This is a genomic window from Aeromonas sp. HMWF017, from assembly GCF_003061465.1.
In the GTDB taxonomy this organism is placed as follows: Bacteria; Pseudomonadota; Gammaproteobacteria; order Enterobacterales; family Aeromonadaceae; genus Aeromonas; species Aeromonas veronii.
In genome coordinates this window covers 10663-31614 of the sequence record NZ_QAJD01000092.1, presented here as the reverse complement: position 1 = coordinate 31614, position 20952 = coordinate 10663, and the positions used below count along the sequence as shown (strand labels likewise).

The following is a 20952-nucleotide window of genomic DNA, read 5'->3' as shown; positions in this document are numbered from 1 at the left end:
CCGTCAAGGTCACCCCCGGGCTCGCCTTCTGCTTTGAACTCATCAGCACCATGGCCGAACGGGGACTGAGCGAGGCGACCCAGGCCGAACTGCTGCGCGGCTTCTATGCCGAGCTGCGGGCCGCCAACGCCCTCGGGTTGCTCTTTCCCGCCAGCACCATGACCCTCGCAGAGCGGCTGGCCCGCTACCTGGCGGTGGAACCCGGCATCGCTCACACCCTGGAGGCGGTGGCCCCCCACTTCTCCATGAGTCGCGCCTCCATGGTGCGCAAGCTGGCCGCCGAAGGTCGCAGCTTTCGCCAGTTGCTGGCTCAGGTGCGCATGAGCCACGCCCTCAACCTGTTGCAACAGGGCCTGACCCCGCTGGAGGCCGCCCTCGCCTGCGGTTATGACTCCCCCAGCCGCTTTGCCGCTCGCTTCAAACAGGAGTTCGGCCTGACGCCCCACCAATACCTGCACACCTGCCCTGCCAGATTGGCGAGCAATGACAAGTAAAATATTACTTAAAACCAATTCTATGTAACCTGATGTAACCCGGTGATCCCGCTCACATTGCCGCCTCTTCAGAGTGTGATCTCGCGCCAACGCTCCCTTTCCCCTTGCCATACAATGGCTACCGAACACCTTTTCACTAAAAATAAGCGTAAAAAATCTTCCTTTTAACCTACATAAACGGAATTGGAGCGAGAAATGTTTCGTAAAACTTTACTCTCGGTAGCCCTAGGCACCGCCCTGTTCGGACTGACCGCCTGCAACGATAACCAGACAGAGAGCAGCACAGTCGCCAAACCGGAGCAGGCCATCCAGTACAAGGACGTGATCGACCGTCGGGGAACACCGACCCAATTCCGCGACTTTGACAGCTACTCCAACCTCAAATACAACCCGCTGCTCGATCTGGGGGCATGGCACGGTTTCCTGCTGCCTGCCAGCGACAAGGAGTGGGGGGGCTTTACCGGCCCCATGGTCATCTCCGAGGAGTACAGCCTCTTCTTTGCCAGCGAGCTGGACAAGCTCACCCTGAGCGATGCGAGCGGCCGCCCGTTCCCGCTCACCAGCGCCCGCAAGCAGGAGGTGTACGCCATTCCCGGTGCGCTGGTGCAACGCTTCGAGTTCGAGCCCTTCACGCTGGAGCTGGAGCTGCGTTATGGCGATGCCCGCACCGCCCTTATCCGCACCCGACTCATCAACCAGACCGATGCACCGCTCACCCTCAACCTCAACTGGCAGGGCGAGTTGCTCAATCAATGGGATGCCAAGGATACGATTGCCAGCAAATATCCAGGCTGGACTCGCACCATCAGCGAGAGCGACAAAGGAATCGAATTCCAGTTCGGCAAACTGCGCAGCACCTGGAACATCATGCAGAGCGGCAGCGCCCGCTATCGCATCGACCGCACCCTGCCAAGTCGCACCACCCTCGACCAGAAGACACTGGGCTACCAAAGCGACGCCAGCATTACCCTGGCCGCCAAGGGGAGCGAGGATATCTACACCCTGCAGAGCTATCTCCACTCCGCAGATGACGCCAGCCGCCATCAGCAGAGCCATCAGGCCCTGCTGGCCAACCCGGCCAGCTATTTTGCCGACTCCATCCGCCGCTGGGAGGGCTACCTTGCCAAGGGTCTCTCCAATCAGGGGATCCCCGAGTCGGAGCGTCGCATCGCCGTCAAGGCGATGGAGACCCTCAATGGCAACTGGCGATCCCCGGCTGGCGCCATCCTCCATGACGGAGTGACCCCCTCCAATACAGCCCGCTGGTTCGACGGGGTCTGGGCCTGGGACAGCTGGAAACACGCCTATGCCATGGCGCACTTCAACCCTGAGGTGGCCAAGAACAACGTGCGCGCCATGTATGATTATCAGGTGCAGCCGGATGATCCGGTGCGACCGCAGGATGCGGGCATGGTGATCGATGCCGTCTTCTACAACAAGCTGGCGGATCGCGGTGGCGATGGCGGCAACTGGAACGAACGCGACACCAAGCCGCCCCTCTCCGCCTGGGCCATCTGGGAAATCTACAGCGCCACCAAGGACAAGGCCTTTATCGCCGAGATGTATCCCAAGCTGCAGGCCTACCACGACTGGTGGTACCGTGCGCGGGACAACAACCACAACGGCATCATCGAATATGGCGCCACCAAGCATGTGGAGCACAACGACGAGTACGGCAATATCACCTTCAAGGTGCAGTACTCCAACGGTATTCCCGCAGGGCTGGATCTCTCCAGCTGTACCAGTGAGGGGGATGGCTGGTATGCCTGCGCCGGTATGCCGCTCTATCAACAGGTGTTGAACGTGGGTGGCTACAGCGACATGGATATCGGTGCCCAGCACGGCGCCGGTTGGGAGTCAGGCATGGACAACGCCGCCCGCTTCGGCTTTATCGAACCGGGCCAGCTGCAACGCTATGCCGACAAGACCTATGGCGGAGATTTGGCCAAGGCACGTCAGGACTGGAACGTCGCCTTCTTTGAAAACCATCAGGACAATGGCGATTTGATCGGTTTCTCCATCGATCAGGAGTCAGTGGAGCTCAACGCCTTCCTCGCCAAAGAGAAACGCATTCTGGCAGACATGGCCGACCTGCTTGGCAAGCCGGACGACGCGAGCCGCTACCGCGATGGCGCGACCCAGCTGGCTGGTTACATCAACAGCTGCATGTTCGATGAGGCATCAGGCTTCTATTACGATCGCCAGATTGCTCAGGGGGATGTTGCTGACGGCAACGGCTGCGTCGGCAAATTGCTGACCGCCCGCGGCCGTGGCCCGGAAGGGTGGAGCCCGCTCTGGGCTGAGGTCGCCGACAAGGAGAAAGCGGCACGGGTGCGCGAGGTCATGCTCAACGCCCAGGAGTTCAACACCAGGATCCCGCTGGGCACAGCCGCGCTGACCAACCCGGCCTACGACCCCAATATCTACTGGCGAGGCCGGGTATGGCTCGATCAGTTCTACTTCGGGGTGAAGGGGCTCGAAAACTACGGCTATCGCAGCGATGCCGAGGCTCTGGTCAACAAGCTGTTCAACAACGCTGAGGGCTTGGCGGGCAGCGGCCCCATCCGCGAAAACTACAATCCGGAGACCGGCGCCATGCAGGGAGCCAGCAACTTCAGCTGGAGCTCGGCCCACCTCTATATGCTCTATCGCAACTTCCTGAAACCACAGGCGTAAGCTTGCTCCACCATGCAAAAGGCCTCCGGATGGAGGCCTTTCTGTTTTCACTCAAGTTGCACTCACACAATACCTGCCACGCGGCGGGTACGGGCTCGTCTTAGCCGTTCGTGAGCGGCAAAGAGAGGCGTTTGGCCAGTGCCTGGAAGTGCTGGCTCACCTCAGCCCCGAACAGGGGGTCGCCAATGGCGCGGTTCTGCCAGTTTTGCTCCAGATGACGCCAGTCATCCTCGGTCAGGGAGTCACGCAGATGGGGGAAGATCACCCCCTCTTCGTAGTTCATGTGCGCCTCTTGCAGCTCCACGAAGCGCTCCAGCTTGGTGGTGAACTGATCGAGGGGGATCACCGCATCCATCAGGATCATCTCCACCATCTCCTTGAGATCGGCCCCGGCCTCCAGCAGCTTGACGTGTTCCTCCTGCAGGCGGTTGGCGACCTCACCCTCCACCACCCGATATTTCAGGTAGTAGTCATAGATGAGATCTTCCTTGGGATGATGGTACTTGTCAGAGACCTCCCGCAGGTAGTCGATGACATCGCGCACCAGAAAATAGCTGATGGGCTCTTCGGCGCGAATGGCTGCCAGCTTGTGCTTGAGCAGCTCCAAAAGTCGGGCGATGTTGAGATGGTCCTTGTGCAGACTGGATAACATGGGCACTCCTTGGCTCTGAATTAATCTTATGTCCCTGAGTATACGGTCATTTGTCGCCCGAACTTTGCACTCAATCAAGTGGGATGCAGACAGATTTCCACTCTATCGGACTCTTGCCCTGTTGTTCCAGCAAGCGATTGGTCTCGCTAAAGTGACCGCAACCGATGAAACCGCGGTGGGCAGAGAGTGGGCTCGGGTGCGGCGCGGTCAGCACATAGTGGCGCTGGCGGTCGATGAAACGTCCCTTCTTCTGGGCGTGGGCACCCCACAGCAGGAACACCACCCCCTGACAGCTGGCATTGATCTGCGCGATGACCCGATCGGTAAAGGTCTCCCATCCCAGATGGGCGTGGGAATGGGCCTGACCGGCCTGCACCGTCAGCACAGTGTTGAGCAGCAGGACGCCCTGTTTGGCCCAGGATTCGAGAAAGCCGTGATTGGGTGTGACGAAACCTGGCAGGTCACGCTGCATCTCTTTATAGATGTTGACCAGTGAGGGGGGCGTACGTACGCCGGGCAGAACGGAGAAGCAGAGCCCGTGCGCCTGATTGGGGCCGTGGTAGGGGTCCTGGCCCAGGATCACCACCTTGACCTGATCCAGCTCGGTCAGCTTGAAGGCATTGAACACATCGGTGGCTGGCGGGTAGATCACCTTGCCCGCTTCCCGCTCGGCTCTGACAGTTGCCAGCGTACTCTTGAAATAGTCCTGCTCTTTCTCAGAGCCAATCACATCACTCCAGGTCAGCACCCCGGCCTCCTCACTTGATACGGCGAAGGGCTCAGGATAGGGGGCCAGCCCGCAAGACGCAACCGTGGCTCACGCTTTCCAGAGCCTGGCGAGGCGCCCCGAGTGCTCCAGCTTGCGCAGCCCGGTATTGAACAGCAGCATCAGACGGCGCGCCTCGGGATCGGCCTTGCGCATCAGCAAGTATCCCGGTTGCGACCAGATGGGGTCGGCGGCACCGGTCAGTGACAGCGATTGGGGATGACGAACGAGCGCCTGCTGGAACAGAGTCTGTGCCACCTGCTCATCCATCACCAGATAGTGGATCCGCCCGTCAAGCAGCTTGCCCATGCTCTCCTCATCGGAATCTGACCACTCGAGGGTGAGCCCGGCTTGGCGAGCGGCAAAACCATCGCCATAGAAGTAGCCACGGGTCACCCCGACCGGCTCGTGTTTCAGCTCACCCAGATTGACCGCGGGCGTACCGGTCAGCGTCATCAGGCGAGTGGTGAGATGGCCGAGCGAGGCGGAGAGATAGAAAAGCTGCTCCCGCTCACGGGAGCGAAACCAGGGCATGGTGACCACATAGCGCCCCTCCAGAGTCAGTCGGTAAGCCTCGGCCCAGGAATAGAAGTGAAAGCTGACATCGAGCCCCTCTTCGGTAAAGGCCTGGCGTACCACCTCACAGAGAAAGCCCTGATTGGGCAACGACTCACTGATATAGGGCGGCCACTCGCCCACGGCAATACGCACCGTCTCGGCCCGCACCACAACACTGCTTGCCCAGCAACAGAACAGGGCCAGCCATGCCCACTTTCGCCACCTATTATTCACCCGGCACTCTCCTCGCTTTTTTTGCTGAGTGTAGCCAACCCCTCAATTAACCTCAGAAGAAAGCCAAAAAGATGTAGTTAAATTACTAGATTAACGAGATAAAAGATGCATAATTTGCATATCTTACAAAATCAGAAAAATGACCTATTTTTGATTCAACTCAAGAATTTAATCCCATTGAAATGGCGCTTTGTCGGATTTTCTTGATCTAGATCAATTTTGGTAATATTGCCACCGTGGTATATATGACCCCATCAAAGAAAAGGTGTAAGGCAAGGGCCCTTTAAGTCATCGCCATCGACGGTAGCTTAAATACATCAGGGTAATTTCCTTACAGTTGGATTCGCGTTCCCATTGAGGAGTCATACCATGATCAAAGGCATTCAAATCACCCAGGCCGCCAACACCGCTCTGCTGAACTCTTTCTGGCTGCTGGACGAAGAGAAGCAACAAGCTCGCTGCATCTGCGTCAAAGGCGATGCTTTCGCTGCCGATCAAGAAGTGCAACTGGCTGACCTGGGTCAGTTCGAATACCGCGAACTGCCGGTTCAGGCTGAGCCTGCTGTTGAAGGTGGCCAGCACCTGAACGTCAACGTGCTGCGTCGCGAAACTCTGGAAGATGCTATCGAAAACCCGGAGAAGTACCCGCAGCTGACCATCCGTGTATCTGGCTACGCAGTGCGTTTCAACGCTCTGACCCCGGAACAGCAGCGTGACGTGGTTACCCGTACTTTCACCCAGAGCCTGTAATCAGCGCCCTGCAGTGAAGAGCTGATACTCGCTGTATCGGCACAAAAAAACGGCCAATCGGCCGTTTTTTTATTGCCCCCGCACCAGCCAACGCGGCCGTGCGGGGCGAAACAGCGCTTACGCCCTGTCCGCTTCCAGTTGCCCGACCTTGCCGCCGAGCACTGCATCCATTTTCTTCTCGTCCAGCTGCTTGCAGTATTTGGCGACCACCACGGTGGCAACCCCGTTACCGATCAGGTTGGTCAACGCCCGCGCTTCGGACATAAAGCGGTCGATCCCCAGGATCAGCGCCAAACCAGCCAGTGGCAGATGGCCCACCGCCGAAATGGTCGCTGCCAGCACGATAAAGCCACTACCAGTCACCCCCGCCGCTCCTTTCGAGGAGATCAGCAGTACCACCAGCAGGGTGATCTGCTGGAACAGATCCAGCGGCGTATTGGTAGCCTGGGCGATAAAAATCGCCGCCATGGTCAGATAGATGGAGGTGCCATCCAGGTTAAAGGAGTACCCGGTCGGAATGACCAGCCCCACCACCGATTTCTGGCAACCCAGCTTCTCCATCTTGTCCAGCATCCGCGGCAGTACCGACTCGGAAGAGGAGGTCCCCAGCACGATCAGCAGCTCCTCGCGAATGTAGGAGATGAAACGCAGGATGCTGAAGCCTGAGGCTTTAGCGATGCTGCCCAGCACAATGAAGATAAAGAAGAGGCAGGTGAGATAGAAGCAGGCAATAAGCTGGCCCAGCTGTACCAGTGAACCTACTCCATATTTGCCGATGGTAAATGCCATTGCCCCAAATGCACCGACCGGCGCCAATCTCATTATCATATTGATAATGCCAAATATGACTTTGGAGAAACTGTCGATGACGCCGAAAATAATCTGTCCCTTTTCACCGATATGATGCAGGGAGAAGCCGAACAGCACCGCAAACAGTAACACCTGCAAGATATTACCGCTGGCAAAGGCACCGATCACACTGCCCGGAATAATATCCAGTAAAAAGGCGATAATGCCCTGGGATTTGGCCTGCTCCGCATAAGCGGAGATGGCGCTGGCATCCAGCGCAGCCGGATCGACGTTCATACCGGCACCCGGTTGCAGCAGGTTGACCACGCACAGCCCGATGATCAAGGCGATGGTGCTGACTACCTCGAAGTAGAGCAGAGCAATGGCGCCGGTCTTGCCGACCGCCTTCATGCTCTCCATCCCGGCAATGCCGGTAACCACGGTACAGAAAATAACGGGGGCTATGATCATCTTGATCAATTTGACGAAGCCATCACCGAGGGGCTTCATATCGGCGCCCAGTTCCGGATAGACATGCCCCAGAAATACCCCGAGGGTAATCGCGAGCAATACCTGAAAATAGAGGCTGCTAAATAGTTTCTTTCGCATTATTAACGTCCTGTTAATTTAATTGCACATTGTTATGGCAGCAATAAACATGCAGATAGCCGGACGAGATATCTGCGTACCTCACCCGATCCATGCTGTTTCTGCATTACTACGGTCACCACTTTACATGTAATAAAAAACAATTAAGAGACATCAATCACACAACAAAATTAACACCATTAACACCACGGCAACCAATAATTATTTGCTCGCAGATTAATTTGAGTCTTCAACTAAATATGGCAGATATAAAAATACCCCGCATTGCGGGGCATTTTTATCAGGCATGACTGCGTCGGGATCAGGCCGAGGTATCGAGGGGTTCGAAGCCCTTGATCAGGTCATCAATGGCCTTCATCTGTTTGAGGAAGCCTTCCAGCTTCTCCAGCGGCAGGGCGCTCGGGCCGTCACAACGGGCAATTTTCGGGTCCGGGTGGGATTCAATAAAGAGACCGGCCAGACCGACCGCCATGCCGGCGCGCGCCAGCTCGGTCACCTGCTCGCGACGGCCACCGGAGGCGGCCCCCAGCGGATCACGGCACTGCAGGGAGTGGGTCACGTCAAAGATCACCGGATAGCCACCGGTGCTCTTCTTCATCACCCCCAGACCCAGCATGTCCACTACCAGGTTGTCGTAGCCAAAGTTGGCACCACGCTCGCACAGGATCAGCTGATCGTTGCCGCACTCCTCGAACTTGTCGGTGATGTTCTTCATCTGGCTTGGGCTGAGGAACTGCGGCTTCTTGATGTTGATGACGTTGCCGGTGCGAGCCATGGCTTCCACCAGATCGGTCTGACGTGCAAGGAAGGCGGGCAGCTGGATAACGTCAACCACTTCGGCGACCGGCTTGGCCTGATGGGGCTCGTGCAGATCGGAGATGACCGGCATGCCGAAGGTCGCTTTCAGCTCCTGGAAAATCTTCATCCCCTCTTCCAGACCCGGACCGCGGTAGGAGTGGATGGAGGAGCGGTTGGCCTTGTCCCAGCTCGCCTTGAAGACAAACGGGATGCCCAGCTTGCTGGTCACTTCCACGTACTTCTCGCACACCGCCATCGCCATGTCGCGGGATTCCAGCACGTTCATGCCGCCAAACAGCACGAACGGTTTGTCGTTGGCAACGTCGATCTGGTTGATCTTGATATTCTTCTGTTCCATCTAAGACTTCCTTAATGAAGGGGCCTGAAGCCAAGTTACTCCGTTGCAGCCGAGCGCTGCGGCCTTGATATTCTTCTGTTTCAACTCCAAGACATCCTTAATAAAAGGGCCTGAAGCCAAGTTACTCCGTTGCGACCGGACGCAGCGGCCTTGATATTCTTCTGTTTCAGTTTCAAGCCGCCCTTAATGGAGGGGCTTGGGGCTCAGATCCAGCGCGGCCAACTGCACTTTCAGCACATCGGCGACCGGATCGTCCGGGCATTGTTCAATAAAATATTCAAAATCGTCGGCGGCCTGACGCGGGCAATCGAGCTGCTCGTAGATAAAGCCGCGATCCCGCGTCTCCAGCGGATCGCCGGGCTTCATCCGCAGCAACAACTCGCTGCAACGCAGTGCCTCGGGCATGCGGTCTTCCCGCAGCAAGGCCCCCTTGCTGACGTTGAGCAGCCGTTCGATGATCTCCCACTGGCCGGAGGGCTGCAGGTAGTCGGGGGTCAGGGTCGCCAAGTCCCCCAACGCACCGCGCAGCAGCAGCTCGATGCGGGCCAGGCTCAGCTCGTCGCCGGTAAAGGGGTCGACATAGACCTCCCCCTCTCCACCGGCAAAGCTCACCAGGAAGTGGCCGGGGAAGCAGATCCCCTCCACATCGAGCCCGAGCTTGCGCCCAAGCTGGATAATGAGAATGCCGAGGCTGACCGGGATCCCCTTGCGCTGAACCAGCACCTGATTGAGATCGCAGTTGTTGGCAGAGAAATAATCCTGCCAGTCGCCATGAAAACCGAGGCTGTGGTAGAAGCCCTGCAGCAACTGCTGGCGCACCTCGTCGCAGGTGCCCTCTTCGATCTGCTCATCCAGCCACTCGTCCAGCAGGTTCAACTCGCGGATCCCCTCCTCGACGGAGCCATAAATCTCGTCGCTGACTGACAACGCCAGCTCGGTGATGTCGTGGGCTTCGAAATCGGTCCATTCGTCTATGTGTAACATTCTCTTCATGCCTTAGCCGAACACACTCGTCTGTTTGAGCACTGCCAACTTGGCAATAAAGTAGATCCAGCCGAGCGCCCCCAGAAAGGAGCACCAGCGCACCAGATTGCTTTTGGCCAACCGCAGCGCCATCACCGCCAGAAATACCAGCACCAGAATGGCCATCAGCTTCTCGCTGAGCCAGGGCGTTCCGTTATTGAGCGGGTTGAGATCCAGCACCATGCAGAGCAATACGCCGGAGAGCACCACCAGACCGTTGAGCCAGCCGCTGACCTTCATCACCGGCGCGCTATAGGCTCGACCAGTGGCGGTCTGTACCCAGTAGAAGCGGAGCATAAACATCAGCACGGCCCCGCCAATCAGGGTGAGGTGCAGGTGTTTGAGCACAAAAACCATATTCAATCCTTGCATGGGGGCGCACAGGCAACCCGCCGTGTAACAGTAAGGGGCTGTCAGCGCAGCGGGCAGAGGCCCAGCGTCACCCTGTCGTTATCCCCGTAATCACGCACCGTGGCTACCTCGCGGTAGCCGCCATCACGCAGCAACTGACGCACCGCCTCCCCCTGATCCCAGCCATGCTCCAGCAGCAACCAGCCATCAGTCAGCAGATAAGCGGGAGCATGGGCCACGATGTGGCGGATATCGGCCAGCCCGGCGTCATCGGCAACCAGAGCCGAGCGGGGTTCAAAGCGCACGTCACCCTGCTCGAGATGGGGATCGGCGCCATCAATATAGGGGGGATTGGAGACAATCACCGCAAAACGTGGCGTATTGTCGCGATCCGGCTCGCCAAGGGGTTCGAACCAGCTGCCGTCGCGCACCTCGATGGGTAACCCCAGCGCGGCGCTGTTCTCGCGGGCCAGCGCCGCGGCATCCGCCATCCGATCCACCGCCCACACATCGACCTCGGGCCGCTCGGACTTGAGCGCCAGCGCGATGGCGCCGGTGCCGGTGCCGAGATCCAGCACGGCGCAAGGACCTTGCGGGATTCTGGTCAGCGCCTGCTCGACCAGCACCTCGGTATCGGGGCGCGGGATCAGGGTCGCCGGGCTCACCTTGAGGGGCAGCGACCAGAACTCCCGCTCGCCCACCAGATGGGCGATGGGTTCGCCGTTGAGACGACGAGCCAGCCACCCCTGCAGGGTGGCCTGCTGGGCGGCATCCAGCTCACGCTCGGGCCAGGTCATCAGATAGCTGCGACGACACCCGAGCAGATGACAGAGTAGTACATCGGCATCGGCGCGGGGGGACTCCCCCTCAGCCAACACAGTCATGATATGGGCGCGGGCCTGCTGGATCTGCATCAGTGCCACTCCACCTTATGGGCAGAACACTTAATGCGAGCTTGCCGGATCACCATTTGCATTAGTTGTTCTCGGCCAGCGAGGCGAGCTGATCGGCCTGATACTCCTGCACCAGCGGAGTGATAACGCAGTCCAGATCCCCTTCCAAAATTTCGGAGAGGCGATAGAGGGTCAGGTTGATGCGGTGCTCGGAGAGGCGGCCCTGCGGGTAGTTGTAGGTACGGATGCGCTCGGAGCGATCGCCGGAGCCCACCAGATTGCGGCGGGTGCTCTGCTCGGCGGCGCGGTGGCGCTCATCCTCGGCCGCTTGCAGGCGGGCGGAGAGCACCGACATCGCCTTGGCGCGGTTCTTGTGCTGGGAGCGCTCGTCCTGGCACTCCACCACCAGACCGGTCGGCAGGTGGGTGATGCGAATGGCCGAGTCGGTCTTGTTGACGTGCTGACCGCCGGCACCGGAGGCGCGGAAGGTGTCGATCTTCAGATCGGAAGGGTTGATCTCGATCTGCTCGGCTTCCGGCACTTCCGGCAACACGGCGACGGTACAGGCGGAGGTGTGCACCCGGCCCTGAGATTCGGTCTCCGGCACCCGCTGTACCCGGTGACCACCGGATTCAAACTTGAGGCGGCCATAGACGCGCTCGCCGTCGATCTTGGCGATCACCTCCTTGTAGCCACCGTACTCACCGTCATTGCAGCTGACGATGGAGACGCGCCAGCCCTGACGCTCGGCAAAACGGGAGTACATGCGGAACAGGTCACCGGCAAAGATGGCCGCTTCGTCGCCACCGGCACCGGCGCGGATCTCCAGATAGCAGTTGTTGTCATCCTTGGGATCCTTGGGCAGCAACATCAGTTGCAGCTCCTGCTCCAGCGCCTCCAGATTGGCCTTGGCGAGCGGCAGCTCCTCCTGCGCCATCTCGCGCAGGTCGGCATCATCCTCCTCCAGCATCATCTGGGTGGTATCCAGATCATCCTGAGCCTGACGGTAACGCTGGAAGGCGTGAACGATATCTTCCAGCTGGGCATATTCGCGGGTCAGGGCGCGGTAGCGATCCTGATCCGAGACCACATCCGGCTCGCCGAGCATGGCCTGTACTTCTTCGTGGCGCTCGATGAGGCCTTCCAGCTTTCTGATCAGTGACGGATTCATAACTCTTGCATTCTCAATGGAGGACGGGACAACCGGCAGGTTGCCCGAAAATTATGGCTCTTGTGACAACCCCAGCGCCTGCCGCAAGCGGGAGAGCTCGCTCTGATCCCCCTGGGAGGCAGCCTGGCGCAACGCCTGGGTCGGCGCGTGGATCAATTTGTTGGTGAGGCGATGGGCCATCGCCTTGAGCGCCTGTTCGGCACTCTCGCCCTGCGCCAATGCCAGCAGGGCCCGTTGCAACTCTTCATCAGCCACTTGCTGTGACTGATGGCGGTAATCGCGAATGAGGTCGACCGAGCTCTGGCCGCGATACCAGCCCATAAACTCGTCGCGCTCTTCCTGCACGATCACTTCCGCCTGGGCGGCAGCCCGTTTACGGGTTTCGAGGTTCTGCTCGATGATCCCCTGCAAATCATCCACCGTGTAGAGATAGGCATCGGAGAGCTCATCGACTTCGGCTTCGATGTCGCGCGGCACGGCAATATCCACCAGAAACATGGGTTTGAAGCGGCGGGCCTTCAGCGCGCGCTCCACCATCCCCTTGCCGATGATGGGCAGTGGGCTGGCGGTCGAGCTGATGACAATATCCGCCTCGTGCAGATAGTCGGGGATCTCTTCGAGCGTCATCACCTGGGCGCCGAATTCGGCTGCCAGGGTCTGGGCACGCTGCAGGGTGCGGTTAGCCACCATCATCTTGGTGACGTTCTGCTCGCGCAGATGACGGGCCACCAGTTCGATGGTCTCCCCCGCCCCGACCAGCAATACCTTGGTCTGGGAGAGATCGGAGAAGATCCGCCGACCCAGACTGACGGCGGCAAACGCCACCGACACGGCACTGGCGCCAATCTCGGTATCGGTACGCACTCTTTTCGCCACCGAGAAGGATTTCTGGAACAGCCGCTCCAGCGCCCCCTTCACCGACTCCGCCTGCTGGGCATGAGCGTAGGATTGCTTGATCTGCCCCAGGATCTGCGGCTCCCCCAGCACCAGCGAGTCGAGCCCGCACGCCACCCGCATCAAGTGGCGCACCGCCTCTTCATCGTGATGCTGATAGATGGCAGTGACCAGTTCGGCCGCGTCCAACCCGTGGAACTGCTGCAGCCAGCGCAGCACTTGCTCCTGCCGCTCCTCCTCCAGATTGCAATAGAGTTCGGTCCGGTTGCAGGTGGAGACGATCACCGCCTCGCTGACACCGGGTTGGCTCACCAGCTCACGCAAGGCGCGATCGATGCAGTCCGGGCCAAAGGCGACCCGTTCCCGCAAGGCGACACTGGCGGTGTTGTGGTTGATTCCGAGGGCAAGCAAACTCATGAGTGGGCGACGATCATTTCATACGCTGGGTGCAAAGGCTGCCAATTGTACGAGAAAGGGTAAGTCTTTAAAAGCAATACGGCCGCCCCGTATACTGTGGCAAATTCCTCTCTCTGGAGCCGTCTCTTGCTGCTACGTATTTTTACCCTCACCTGCCTGCTGTTGCTGGCCGGTTGTGCCACCACCCAGCCCCAGCGTGACCAGGTGAACTGGAACCAGGAGCGGACCCGTCTCGAGCAGCTGACCCACTGGCAGCTCTCCGGCAAGATGGCCATCATCACCCCCCAGCAAAAGGGCAGTGCCCGTCTCAACTGGCAGCAGGATGGCGAGGATTATCGCCTCAACCTCACCAGCCTGATTGGCACCAGCATTCTGGAGCTCTCCCGCAGCAAGGGGGAGATCACCCTGCTCGACAGCGACGGCAATCGCCACCAGAGCCAGGATGCCGAAGCGCTCATCTATCAACTGACCGGCTGGAATATTCCGGTTGCTGGATTGCCAGAATGGATCAAGGGGCTGCCGGGTCAGGCGGAGTTTGAACTCAACCCCGACAGCAGTCTGGCCAGCGTGCGCGACGGCCAGTGGCAGATCGTCTATGGCGATTATCGGGATCAGGATGGCTACCGCCTGCCGCACCAGCTGACCATGACCGGCCAGAACAGCCGCCTCAAGCTTCAGATCAACCAATGGACTCTTGCACGTTAATGGCTTCCACACGCTGGCCGGCACCGGCCAAACTCAACCTGTTTTTACACGTCAATGGCCGTCGTCCCGATGGCTATCACGAGCTGCAGACCCTGTTTATCTTCCTCAACCACAGCGACTGGCTCGAGTTCGAGGTGATACCGAATAGCGACACACTCACCCTGAGCCCGGCCATTCCCGGGGTGCCGGATGAACAGAATCTGATTATTCGGGCGGCGCGCCTGCTGCAGGCAACCCTGCCGAGCCCGCAGGGGGCCCATATCCGGCTGGAGAAGGTACTGCCCATGGGGGGCGGTATTGGCGGCGGTTCGTCCGATGCAGCAACCACGCTGGTGGCGCTTAACCACCTCTGGCAGGCGGGTTTGAGTGAAGATGAACTGGCAGCACTTGGCGTCCAGTTGGGGGCTGATGTACCGGTGTTTGTCCGTGGCAAGGCGGCCTTTGCCGAAGGGGTGGGCGAGCGGCTGCAACCGGTCGAACTGCCCGATGCCTGGTATCTGGTACTCAAGCCCGATTGCCATGTGGCGACCGCGGCCGTATTCCAGGATCCGGACCTGCCGAGAGCCACGCCGAAAATGGCGCTGGACAACTTGCTGGAAGGCGAGTGGAAAAACGATTGCGAATCACTGGTGAAAAAGCGCCACCCCGAGGTTGCCAATGCGCTCGGCTGGTTGCTAGAATACGCGCCGTCAAGAATGACGGGCACAGGAGCCTGCGTCTTTGCTCAATTTGAAGACGAAGTGACTGCTCGGGAAGTGTTGGCCTGCGTGCCGAAGGGACTTGATGGGTTTGTCGCCAAGGGCGAGAACATATCACCTCTCTTCTCCACATTGCAACAATTCAAATGATTGGGGTATCGCCAAGCGGTAAGGCAGCGGGTTTTGATCTCGCCATTCCTAGGTTCGAATCCTAGTACCCCAGCCAATTCCCAAGTATCAATGATGCGTTGTGATAAACGTGGCCGGTTTTGCACTCGGCCACGGATTCGGGTTACCGGTATCATCACAATCATTGGGCAGCAGACACCTTGTACGTTATCTTGATAAATCGTTTGCCCCAAAACGATAGGGTCTGATTTCAGACTCCCCCACATACTGGATGCAACCCCGAGGTTTCAAACCGTGCCTGACATGAAGCTGTTTGCTGGTAACGCAACGCCGGAACTAGCCCAGAAGATCGCAGATCGCCTGTTTATCAAACTCGGCAATGCTGCCGTAGGTCGCTTTAGCGACGGCGAGATCAGCGTACAGATCAATGAGAATGTACGTGGTGGCGATATCTTCATCATTCAATCCACCTGTGCCCCAACCAACGACAATTTGATGGAATTGATCGTCATGGTGGATGCTCTGCGTCGTGCTTCAGCTGGCCGTATCACTGCCGTTATCCCCTACTTTGGTTATGCCCGTCAGGACCGCCGCGTCCGCTCCGCCCGTGTACCCATCACCGCCAAGGTTGTCGCTGACTTCCTCTCCAGCGTCGGTGTGGATCGCGTGCTGACCGTTGACCTGCATGCCGAGCAAATTCAAGGTTTCTTCGACGTTCCGGTAGACAACGTGTTCGGTAGCCCGGTGCTGCTGGAAGACATGAAGTCCAAGAACCTCGAGTCTCCTGTCGTTGTCTCCCCGGACATCGGTGGCGTTGTGCGTGCCCGCGCCATCGCCAAGCTGCTGGATGACACCGACATCGCCATCATCGACAAGCGCCGTCCCCGCCCGAACGTCTCCCAGGTCATGCACCTGATCGGTGACGTTGCAGGCCGCGACTGCATCATCGTTGATGACATGATCGACACCGGCGGCACCCTGTGCAAAGCCGCAGAGGCCCTGAAAGAGCGCGGTGCCAAGCGTGTATTCGCTTACGCTACCCACCCGGTCTTCTCCGGTTCCGCCGTTGAGAACATCAAGAACTCCGTGATCGATGAACTGATCATCACCGACTCCATCCCGCTCACTGCGGAGATGAAAGCGGTCGGCAAGGTCAAGCAGCTGACGCTGTCAACTGTACTGGCCGAAGCCATTCGTCGCATCAGCAACGAAGAGTCCATCTCTGCCATGTTTGAGCATTGATAGATTCAGCAATAACGAAAACCGCCATCAGGCGGTTTTCGTCTTTCTGGACCTTCTCTTTCCAACTTTCTGCTATCTGGTACGACCCTGCCCCCGGCAGGCTTAAGGATTTACCCATGAATTGCTTGCGTCCCCTCCTGCTCGCGACCCTCACCTCCGCCCTGTTCGCCTGTCAGCCCGCCAAAGAGAACCCGCCCTTCGTGCTGACCCTGGCTCACATGAACGACACCCACTCCCAGTTTGATCCGGTCAATGCGGAGATCAAAGGGCAGATCTTTGCCCAGCAGGGGGAGACGGACACCCTCTATACCCGCTTTGGCGGTTATCCACGCCTGCTGACCATGGCGAAAGCCTATCAGGCCGATGCGCTGGCCAAGAACCAGCCCTTGCTGCTGCTGCACGGCGGTGATGCCTGGCAGGGCAGCGGCTACTTCAAGCTCAACGAGGGGATGGCCAACGCCGAGTTGCTGAGCCAGTTCGGCCTCGATGCCATGGCGCTGGGCAACCACGAGTTCGATCTGGATAACCAGAAGCTGGCCCGCTTCATCGAGGGGGTCAACTTCCCGGTGCTGGCCGCCAACCTCGACACCAAGGCCGATCCGGCCCTCAGCAAGGCTGACAATCTCAAGCCCTTCGTGGTCTACGCCTTTGACGGCAACCAGAAGAGCCCGGTCACCGATCTCGACAACCTACCGCAAGGCAAGCAGCTGGTCGCTGTCATCGGTCTGGTGCTGGAAGACATGGGCAATATCGCCCCCAACGTCGGCAAGCTGCGCTTTGGCAAGGAGGTCGCCTCGGCTCAGGCCACGGTCGACATGCTGCAAGCCAAGGGGATCCACCAGATCGTGGCGCTGACCCACATCGGCAACGAGCGGGATCTGGCGCTGGCCGCCAAGGTAAACGGCCTCGATGCCATCGTCGGCGGCCACTCCCACAGCCTGCTCGGCGATTTTCGCAATATTGGCTGGGGCAAGACCGGCGATTACGCCAAGCTGGTGACCAATCCGGATGGCATCGGCAAGACCTGCGTGGTGCAGGCGGGCTCCTACGCCCAGGCCATCGGTCTGGCACAGGTGACCTTTGACAGCCAGGGTCAGGTGACCGACTGCCAGGGCCACAACAGCCTGCTTGCCAGCCGCGACTTCTTCGCCGATGCGGCGCGCAAGCAAGCGCTCGACGATGCCCGGAGCAAAGAGGCGAGCCAGTTTGTCGACAACCAGCCCAATCTGGTGACCGTGGATGAAGATCCGCGCCTGCGCGGCATCATCGACAGCCACTACAAACCGGCGCTGGAGAAAGCCTACGGCCCGGTGATCGGCACCATCCCCGAGCAGCTGCAAAATGCCCGTCGCCCCGGCGACAACGGCAGCGACAGCCACGGCTCAGATGTAGCGCCGCTGGTTGCCGAAGGGGAGTTCTACTGGGCCAATACCCCAGCAGTGCAAGCCCTGACCGGCGGCCCGGTCGACTTCGCACTGGTAGCGGTGGGCGGCGTGCGCGCCGACCTGCCCGCTGGCGAATGGCGCGAGGGGGACAGCGCCCTCACCCTGCTGCCGTTCAAGAACCAGCTCGCGGTGCTGACCCTGACCGGCGCCGAGGTGCGTGCCCTGCTGACCGAGACCATCACCGCCACCTTGCCCGCCAGCGCCCATGCCGGCAAGTTCCCCTATGGTGGCCACCTGCGCTACACCTTCCAGGAGACCAGCGCAGGCAAGGCAGGCTCTCTGACCCGGTTGCAGCACAAGACGGCGAGCGGCGAGTGGCAGGATCTGGTGGATAGCCAGCGCTATCGCGTGGTGATGAACGCCTACAGCGCCAACGGCAACGACGGCTGGCAGGCACTGGCCAATGCCCAGCGTCAGAAGAGCGAGCGGGTCGACATCGCCAGCGTCAACGGCAAGCTGACTGCCTTCCCGGTGCTCAAAGTGGCACAAAATGGCGAGCTGCTCGGCGCCGTCTATGCCCCGGGCAAGTCTCTCGACTGCAAGGCTGCCGGGGTCGATTGCGGCACCGATGCTGCCTCCTTCGTCGAGTATGTGCGCGATGCCCGCCCCACCCTGACCGCGCTGGATGAGGAAACTGTCACCCTGCTGCGCGCCAAATAACCGGGTCATCAGCAAATCGGCAGAGAACGGGCCTCTCGCAAGAGGCCCGTTTGTCATCCATTGGCCGCCAAAATCGCTCAAATCCCGCCATAACATGCACATTGGTTGAGTGATCGCCACTCGGCGGCTAGAATATTGCGTCCTATTGCCCTGGGTAGTGTGCCCATGGCAGCTGCGAGTGAAGACATCAAGCGTGACAAGCCAAATCAAACTGATCGTCGGACTGGGCAATCCCGGCCCGGAATATGCCAAAACCCGCCACAATGCGGGCGCCTGGTATGTGGAGCAACTGGCCCGCTGGCACAATGTCAGCCTGCGCGAAGAGCCCAAGTTCTTCGGCCACACTGCCCGCATTCTGGTTGATGGGCAGGATGTGCGACTGCTCATCCCGAACACCTACATGAACCTCTCCGGCAAGGCGGTCGCCGCTCTGGCACGTTTTTATCAGATTGAGCCGGAAGCGATTCTGGTGGCCCATGATGAACTGGATCTGCCGCCTGGCATCGCCAAGTTCAAGCAGGGTGGTGGTCACGGTGGCCATAACGGCCTCAAGGACATCATCGCCAAGATGGGCAACAACAATAACTTCTTCCGGCTGCGTCTCGGGATCGGCCATCCCGGCAGCAAAGAGCAGGTGGCTGGCTTCGTCCTGACCAAGGCCCCCAGCAGTGAACAGAACCTGATCGACGCCGCGCTGGACGAGTCTCTGCGCGCCACCGACATCCTGTTCAAACAAGATATGACCAAGGCCATGAATCGCTTGCACAGCTTCAAGGCTGAAAAGGGTTAGGTCGGTTTGACCCTGTACGGGCATTGTGCCGGTACATGATCAACGACCAGAACAAGCATGACATGGGCCGCCTGCGGGCGACCCCCAACAGCATCCATCAAGTAAGGTAACAATCCATGGGTTTTAAATGCGGTATCGTGGGCCTGCCCAATGTAGGCAAATCCACCCTGTTCAACGCGCTGACCAAGGCCGGTATCGAAGCCGCCAACTTCCCGTTCTGCACCATCGAGCCGAACACAGGTGTGGTGCCGATGCCGGATCCCCGCCTCGATCAGCTGGCTGCCATCATCAATCCGCAGCGCGTTGTGCCGACCACCATGGAATTCGTCGACATCGCCGGTCTGGTTGCCGGTGCCTCCAAGGGTGAAGGCCTGGGTAACCAGTTCCTGGCCAACATCCGTGAAACCGAAGCGATCGGCCACGTAGTGCGCTGCTTCGACGACGAGAACATCATTCACGTTGCCGGCAAGGTCTCTCCCGCTGACGATATCGAAGTGATCAACACCGAGCTGGCCCTGTCGGATCTGGACGCCTGCGAGCGCGCCATTCACCGTCAGTCCAAGCGCGCCAAAGGCGGCGACAAGGATGCCAAGCTGGAAGTGGAAGTGCTTGAGAAGATCAAGGTCGCGCTGGAAAACGGCCAGATGATCCGCGGCATGAAGCTGGATAAAGAAGAGCTGGCCGCCGTCAGCCACCTCAACTTCCTGACCCTGAAACCCACCATGTATATCGCCAACGTGGCGGAAGATGGCTTCGAGAACAACCCCTATCTGGACAAGGTGCGTGAAATCGCCGCCGCCGAGAACGCGGTCGTGGTCGTGGTCTGCTGCGCCATCGAAGCCGACATCGCCGAACTGGACGACGAAGATCGCGCCGAGTTCATGGCTGACCTTGGCATCGAAGAGCCGGGTCTGAACCGCGTGATCCGCTCCGGTTACGAGCTGCTCAACCTGCAGACCTACTTCACCGCCGGTGTGAAAGAGGTGCGTGCCTGGACCATCCCGGTCGGTGCCACTGCCCCGCAAGCGGCTGGCAAGATCCACACCGACTTTGAAAAAGGCTTTATTCGCGCCCAAACCATCGCCTTTGAAGACTTTATCAACTACAAGGGTGAGCAAGGCGCCAAGGAAGCGGGCAAGATGCGCGCTGAAGGGAAAGATTACATCGTCAAAGATGGCGATATCATGAACTTCCTGTTCAACGTCTAATCCCATGACAGGCCAGCATTTGCTGGCCTGTTTTTTATCTGCCATTGCCCAGGCAATAATGGCAATGTCTTAAAAAAAAGCAGATTGTTGGGCTTTTGCGCAACAGAGACCAATAACTGGTCAAACGCACTCAAATTGCGTTTTTCTGGCAAAAAAAGGGTTGACGCCCCAGAGCCAGATACGCATAATTCGGCCCGCACGGTGACGAGGTAACGACTCACCGGAAGCAAGGTTGGCTATGTAGCTCAGTTGGTTAGAGCATCGCACTCATAATGCGGGGGTCACAGGTTCGAATCCCGTCATAGCCACCATCTCTAGTTGGGGTATCGCCAAGCGGTAAGGCAGCGGGTTTTGATCTCGCCATCCCTAGGTTCGAATCCTAGTACCCCAGCCATTTTTAAAAGTTCTTTGCCAGTCTCGCGACTGTTGAGGAACGCTGTTGGGGTATCGCCAAGCGGTAAGGCAGCGGGTTTTGATCTCGCCATCCCTAGGTTCGAATCCTAGTACCCCAGCCATTTTTGAAAGGTGTTTGATAGTTTCTGTCAGGCATCACTGTTGGGGTATCGCCAAGCGGTAAGGCAGCGGGTTTTGATCTCGCCATCCCTAGGTTCGAATCCTAGTACCCCAGCCATTTTTCTGTTT

Annotated in this window: 18 protein-coding genes, 5 tRNA genes and 1 pseudogene; 14 read left to right on the top strand and 10 right to left on the bottom strand. The window is 58.9% G+C overall.

Annotation, left to right across the window (positions count from 1 at the left end):
* The coding region (locus DBR30_RS21960; RefSeq protein WP_258224368.1) for a helix-turn-helix transcriptional regulator at window positions 1-494 on the top strand (494 nt) is incomplete at its 5' end.
* A 195-nt stretch (window positions 495-689) separates the two neighbouring features.
* The gene (gene ygjK, locus DBR30_RS08855) at window positions 690-3170 is read left to right on the top strand and encodes an alpha-glucosidase (RefSeq protein ID WP_108588305.1); all 2481 of its coding nucleotides are present in this window, start codon (window positions 690-692) and stop codon (window positions 3168-3170) included.
* Window positions 3171-3270: 100 nt separating this feature from the next.
* On the opposite strand, the gene DBR30_RS08850 is transcribed toward ygjK, so the two are convergent.
* From DBR30_RS08850 to DBR30_RS08840, 3 genes are all read right to left on the bottom strand, one after another.
* Complete coding sequence (locus DBR30_RS08850; protein WP_005362195.1) at window positions 3271-3822, bottom strand: hemerythrin domain-containing protein; 552 nt, start codon at window positions 3820-3822, stop codon at window positions 3271-3273.
* Between the two features lie 70 nt (window positions 3823-3892).
* The gene (ung, locus tag DBR30_RS08845) at window positions 3893-4570 is read right to left on the bottom strand and encodes a uracil-DNA glycosylase (RefSeq protein WP_108588304.1); all 678 of its coding nucleotides are present in this window, start codon (window positions 4568-4570) and stop codon (window positions 3893-3895) included.
* Window positions 4571-4639: 69 nt separating this feature from the next.
* The gene (locus tag DBR30_RS08840) at window positions 4640-5380 is read right to left on the bottom strand and encodes a substrate-binding periplasmic protein (protein WP_108542062.1); all 741 of its coding nucleotides are present in this window, start codon (window positions 5378-5380) and stop codon (window positions 4640-4642) included.
* Between the two features lie 369 nt (window positions 5381-5749).
* Here DBR30_RS08840 and grcA point away from each other — a divergent pair, with 369 nt between their 5' ends.
* Window positions 5750-6130, top strand: a complete 381-nt coding sequence (grcA, locus tag DBR30_RS08835) for an autonomous glycyl radical cofactor GrcA (protein WP_005334936.1) — start codon at window positions 5750-5752, stop codon at window positions 6128-6130.
* A 117-nt stretch (window positions 6131-6247) separates the two neighbouring features.
* Here grcA and DBR30_RS08830 read toward each other — a convergent pair whose 3' ends face one another.
* The 7 genes from DBR30_RS08830 to hemA form a co-directional block, all read right to left on the bottom strand.
* Window positions 6248-7528, bottom strand: a complete 1281-nt coding sequence (locus DBR30_RS08830) for a dicarboxylate/amino acid:cation symporter (RefSeq protein ID WP_058059198.1) — start codon at window positions 7526-7528, stop codon at window positions 6248-6250.
* 301 nt (window positions 7529-7829) lie between these two features.
* A complete protein-coding gene (gene kdsA / locus DBR30_RS08825) occupies window positions 7830-8684 on the bottom strand; it encodes a 3-deoxy-8-phosphooctulonate synthase (RefSeq protein WP_005334937.1) in 855 nt (284 codons plus the stop codon).
* A 183-nt stretch (window positions 8685-8867) separates the two neighbouring features.
* Window positions 8868-9668 (bottom strand): SirB1 family protein, encoded by an 801-nt coding sequence (locus DBR30_RS08820; protein ID WP_005362204.1) that lies wholly within the window; start codon window positions 9666-9668, stop codon window positions 8868-8870.
* A 12-nt stretch (window positions 9669-9680) separates the two neighbouring features.
* A complete protein-coding gene (locus DBR30_RS08815; protein WP_108588303.1) occupies window positions 9681-10064 on the bottom strand; it encodes a SirB2 family protein in 384 nt (127 codons plus the stop codon).
* A gap of 56 nt (window positions 10065-10120) precedes the next feature.
* On the bottom strand, window positions 10121-10972 hold the full coding sequence (gene prmC, locus DBR30_RS08810; RefSeq protein WP_108542064.1) for a peptide chain release factor N(5)-glutamine methyltransferase: 852 nt from the start codon (window positions 10970-10972) through the stop codon (window positions 10121-10123).
* Between the two features lie 61 nt (window positions 10973-11033).
* The gene (prfA, locus tag DBR30_RS08805) at window positions 11034-12122 is read right to left on the bottom strand and encodes a peptide chain release factor 1 (RefSeq protein WP_005334945.1); all 1089 of its coding nucleotides are present in this window, start codon (window positions 12120-12122) and stop codon (window positions 11034-11036) included.
* 51 nt (window positions 12123-12173) lie between these two features.
* Entirely contained in the window at window positions 12174-13433 is a 1260-nt protein-coding gene (hemA, locus tag DBR30_RS08800) for a glutamyl-tRNA reductase (protein WP_005362209.1), read from the bottom strand.
* Window positions 13434-13559: 126 nt separating this feature from the next.
* On the opposite strand from hemA, the gene lolB reads away from it, so the two are divergent.
* From lolB to DBR30_RS08745, 11 genes and pseudogenes are all read left to right on the top strand, one after another.
* Complete coding sequence (gene lolB, locus DBR30_RS08795) at window positions 13560-14138, top strand: lipoprotein insertase outer membrane protein LolB (RefSeq protein ID WP_005353907.1); 579 nt, start codon at window positions 13560-13562, stop codon at window positions 14136-14138.
* Window positions 14138-15008 (top strand): annotated as a pseudogene (gene ispE, locus DBR30_RS08790) (4-(cytidine 5'-diphospho)-2-C-methyl-D-erythritol kinase). The gene lolB and the pseudogene ispE overlap by 1 nt, the downstream one beginning before the upstream one ends.
* Window positions 14988-15062, top strand: a tRNA-Gln gene (locus DBR30_RS08785). Before ispE ends, DBR30_RS08785 begins: the two are co-directional and overlap by 21 nt.
* A gap of 197 nt (window positions 15063-15259) precedes the next feature.
* The gene (locus DBR30_RS08780) at window positions 15260-16207 is read left to right on the top strand and encodes a ribose-phosphate pyrophosphokinase (RefSeq protein ID WP_005343846.1); all 948 of its coding nucleotides are present in this window, start codon (window positions 15260-15262) and stop codon (window positions 16205-16207) included.
* 116 nt (window positions 16208-16323) lie between these two features.
* The gene (locus DBR30_RS08775; protein ID WP_108542065.1) at window positions 16324-18312 is read left to right on the top strand and encodes a bifunctional metallophosphatase/5'-nucleotidase; all 1989 of its coding nucleotides are present in this window, start codon (window positions 16324-16326) and stop codon (window positions 18310-18312) included.
* A gap of 193 nt (window positions 18313-18505) precedes the next feature.
* A complete protein-coding gene (gene pth, locus DBR30_RS08770) occupies window positions 18506-19102 on the top strand; it encodes an aminoacyl-tRNA hydrolase (RefSeq protein WP_108542066.1) in 597 nt (198 codons plus the stop codon).
* Window positions 19103-19218: 116 nt separating this feature from the next.
* The gene (ychF, locus tag DBR30_RS08765) at window positions 19219-20310 is read left to right on the top strand and encodes a redox-regulated ATPase YchF (RefSeq protein ID WP_108588302.1); all 1092 of its coding nucleotides are present in this window, start codon (window positions 19219-19221) and stop codon (window positions 20308-20310) included.
* A gap of 234 nt (window positions 20311-20544) precedes the next feature.
* Window positions 20545-20621: transfer RNA gene (locus tag DBR30_RS08760), tRNA-Met, on the top strand.
* An 8-nt stretch (window positions 20622-20629) separates the two neighbouring features.
* Window positions 20630-20704, top strand: a tRNA-Gln gene (locus DBR30_RS08755).
* A gap of 46 nt (window positions 20705-20750) precedes the next feature.
* Window positions 20751-20825 (top strand) — tRNA-Gln (locus DBR30_RS08750).
* A 41-nt stretch (window positions 20826-20866) separates the two neighbouring features.
* Window positions 20867-20941, top strand: a tRNA-Gln gene (locus DBR30_RS08745).
* Window positions 20942-20952 lie beyond the last annotated feature (11 nt).

What these genes read in the sequence shown, in the direction of transcription:
- ygjK (WP_108588305.1), top strand. Translation starts at nt 690, where the DNA reads ATGTTTCGTAAAACTTTACTCTCGGTAGCCCTAGGCACCGCCCTGTTC.
- DBR30_RS08850 (WP_005362195.1), bottom strand. Translation starts at nt 3,822, where the DNA reads ATGTTATCCAGTCTGCACAAGGACCATCTCAACATCGCCCGACTTTTG.
- grcA (WP_005334936.1), top strand. Translation starts at nt 5,750, where the DNA reads ATGATCAAAGGCATTCAAATCACCCAGGCCGCCAACACCGCTCTGCTG.
- DBR30_RS08830 (WP_058059198.1), bottom strand. Translation starts at nt 7,528, where the DNA reads ATGCGAAAGAAACTATTTAGCAGCCTCTATTTTCAGGTATTGCTCGCG.
- kdsA (WP_005334937.1), bottom strand. Translation starts at nt 8,684, where the DNA reads ATGGAACAGAAGAATATCAAGATCAACCAGATCGACGTTGCCAACGAC.
- DBR30_RS08820 (WP_005362204.1), bottom strand. Translation starts at nt 9,668, where the DNA reads ATGTTACACATAGACGAATGGACCGATTTCGAAGCCCACGACATCACC.
- DBR30_RS08815 (WP_108588303.1), bottom strand. Translation starts at nt 10,064, where the DNA reads ATGGTTTTTGTGCTCAAACACCTGCACCTCACCCTGATTGGCGGGGCC.
- prmC (WP_108542064.1), bottom strand. Translation starts at nt 10,972, where the DNA reads ATGCAGATCCAGCAGGCCCGCGCCCATATCATGACTGTGTTGGCTGAG.
- prfA (WP_005334945.1), bottom strand. Translation starts at nt 12,122, where the DNA reads ATGAATCCGTCACTGATCAGAAAGCTGGAAGGCCTCATCGAGCGCCAC.
- hemA (WP_005362209.1), bottom strand. Translation starts at nt 13,433, where the DNA reads ATGAGTTTGCTTGCCCTCGGAATCAACCACAACACCGCCAGTGTCGCC.
- DBR30_RS08775 (WP_108542065.1), top strand. Translation starts at nt 16,324, where the DNA reads ATGAATTGCTTGCGTCCCCTCCTGCTCGCGACCCTCACCTCCGCCCTG.
- ychF (WP_108588302.1), top strand. Translation starts at nt 19,219, where the DNA reads ATGGGTTTTAAATGCGGTATCGTGGGCCTGCCCAATGTAGGCAAATCC.